Source organism: Nitrosospira multiformis, from assembly GCF_900110185.1.
GTDB lineage: Bacteria > Pseudomonadota > Gammaproteobacteria > Burkholderiales > Nitrosomonadaceae > Nitrosospira > Nitrosospira multiformis_A.
The window spans coordinates 1-2,987 of the sequence record NZ_FOCT01000036.1; the positions used below are offsets into that span (position 1 = coordinate 1).

1 protein-coding gene is annotated in these 2,987 nt (G+C 56.3%); it reads right to left on the minus strand.

Annotation, left to right across the window (positions count from 1 at the left end):
• Positions 1-2,987, minus strand: a 2,987-nt coding sequence (locus tag BMY01_RS16825) for a condensation domain-containing protein (RefSeq protein ID WP_254772812.1), incomplete at both ends; no start/stop codon positions are given.

Genomic DNA, 2,987 nt, shown 5'->3' on the forward strand with positions numbered 1-2,987 from the left:
CTGTGTACAGGCTCCGCATTCCCATAGCGCTGCTCGTTGATCCCCCAGGCCTTAAGCTGCGCCCGCTCGGCTTCACTGAGGATGTCGATGTCGCCCAATCTCCGTGGCGAGTTCGCATGAGTGGCGACAATCCTGTCGAGCAGTCTGTTGAGTTGCGCTGCTATGGATTCCACCACCGCTCGCGAAAAATATCTGCAATCATAGCTGTAGCCCAGCGACAGCACGTTACTCTGCATGACCGATACCATCATCGGGTAATTGCTGCTCTCGCGATTACGGATATTGGAAAAAGCAAGCCCGCCGGGAGTGGATTCCCGCAACGCCTCATCCATGGGATAGTTCTCGAACACGAGAATGCTGTCGAATAATCCCTGCCCGCTTTGTCCCAGCCAGCGCTGGATTTCATACAAAGGTGTTTGCTCGTGTTCGCGCGAGGCGAGGTTCTGCGCTTGCAAGTCGCGCAGCCATGTGCCGACCTGGTGCTCGGGTTGGAGCGTTACCGACACGGGAAGCGTATTGATGAACAATCCCAACAAGTGCTCCGCTCCTGGCAGGTCGGCTGGCCTTCCCGCCACCGTGGCACCAAAAAGGACGGTTTGCTTCCCGGTGTACCAGCTCAGCAAGATGGCCCAGCCAGCCTGTACCAAGGTATTGAGGGTAACGCGCTCACGCCGTGCGAACTGAACCAGCCTTTCCGTGAGAGAGAGCGGCAGTTCAGTGATATGCTCCCCGAAATGCTCTTCATGATCGGGATTTCCTCGGTGTGTAGGCAATGTCGCTGCCAGTCGCGTCGGCTCCCCGATTCCCTTCAGCCGCTCCCTCCAATATGCTTCGGAAACTTCCACATCACGACGCTGCAGCCACTCGATAAACCTGCGATATTCGCCTCTGCCCCGGAACGACGCTTCCTGAGCTGGAGAAAATCCTCCGGCATATCGCCGCAATACTTCCCCGGCCAGTTGGGAAGTACTCCATCCATCCAGCAGAAGGTGATGAATTGTCCAGATGAAGTGATATCTGTCGTCCGCCAACCGCACCAGTGCAAAGCGCATGAGTGGAGGTTTGGCGAGATCAAAACCCGAGGCGTGTTCCGCCTGGGCCAACGCCTCGAGATCGCGCTCTGCATCCTCTCTATCCCGCCAGTCGTATTCCACAAACGGCAGCTCGACTGTCTTCGAAACCCACTGCAAGGGTTTCTCATCCTGAATTGTAAAGCCGGTACGTAACACTGGGTGGCAAGATACTACAGCCTGCCACGCCGCTTTGAAGCGCGTGGCATCCAACCCCTCGATATCGGCTCTCAACTGGTTGAGATAAATGCCTTGGTCATCCTTGTCGAATACGCTGTGGAAAAGTATGCCGGACTGCAGCGGAGAGAGCGGATAGAGATCTTCCAACTGCGATGCAGGTATCGGCAAGCTGTCCAACTCCTGCTGTGTGATCGGGGCCAGAGGAAAATCCGAGGGAGTAATACCTTGGATGCCGCTGATGCAATGCGCAATCAGCGTTTCAAGCTCAGTGCGATAGGTGTTTATAAGTGCTTGAATCGTGCTCTTATGGTAGCGCGTGTCGCTATAGCTTACTGTGAGTTGCAACTCACCCTCGTACACATGCCCGCTTATGGAAATATCATGACTGAGGGGCGCATTTTCGTCGGTCAAATCCCCTACCGGCTCAGCCGCCAACGTCCACAGGGCGCTTTCGTCGAAACTCGCATCGAATTGCCCCAGGTAATTGAACACGACTTCAGGTTTGGGCAGGGATGCCAGGATTTCTCGCTGTTCAAGTGTTCCGTGATATTTAAACAGGCCGTAACCCACTCCCCTATTCGGTATCCTTCGCAGATCCTCCTTGATGCGCTTGATCCTCTGATCCAAGTCCCCAGATGGATCGAGCATCACTGGATAAAGGCTGGTAAACCAACCAACTGTTTGCGACAGGTCGACATCGTATAAATCTTCCCGTCCGTGGCCTTCAAGATCGACCAGGATTTTCTTGTGCCCGCTCCATCGGCAGAGGGCGCTTCCCAAGGCGGTAAGCAACAGGTCGTTTACCTGAGTGCGATAGGCTGCCGGCGCCTGCTTGAGCAAGGCGTGGGTCGGCGCCTTACCCAGCTTGAGCACAGCATCGCACTGCTGACGGACGAAGCTCGCGCCATCGAAGTTATCGCAGGGCAGTGTGACCGGAGCCCCTGTCAAGCTTCGCCAGTAAGCCAACTCTTCTGCATGTTCGTGCGCATAGCCCTGTAGCCGCCCGGCCCACGCCTCATAGCTGCCTGATTTTTCGGGCAATGTGATAGCTTGGGCATTCCGGGCCTGACTATAGGCACTCTGCAAATCCTCGAGCAGGATACGCCAGGAGACACCGTCGATCACAAGGTGATGAATAACCAGCAGCAACCGCTGGCTGCGATCGTCCATATCGAAAAGCACGGCGCGCAGCAATGGACCTTCCACGAGATTCAGGCTGCGCTGCGCCTCGTTGCACAGCGCTTCCAGATCGGCTTCGGTAGAATCTTTACGCACCCATAACAAATCGTCCGCAATAGACTCCCCACAAAACTGCTGCTCACAAAACTGCTGCCACTGGCCGCTCTCATTTCTGACGAAGCAGAAACGAAGCGCATCGTGGTGCCGCACCACGGCTTCCAATGCCAGTCCAAGATGTGCAGGATCCAGGTGCTCCCGGCTTTTCAGGAGCGCTGCCTGGTTCCAGTGATGTCGCGCGGGAATTTCCTGTGCGAAGAATTCAGCCTGAATGGGCAGCAGCGGTAGGTGTCTCCCCGATCCTCCGTCGCTTAATCCTTCGGGCAATTGTGCGCTTGCGATCGGGGCCAGGGTAGCGACGGTTGCATCTTGAGCCTCGAGCGCCATTGCCACCGCCGCTAACGCAGCGATGGACTGCCGTTCGAATAATTGGCGTGGCGTGATCTTCCAGCCGGCGCGGCGTGCCCTCGTGACAATCTGGAGACTGAGTATGGAATCGCC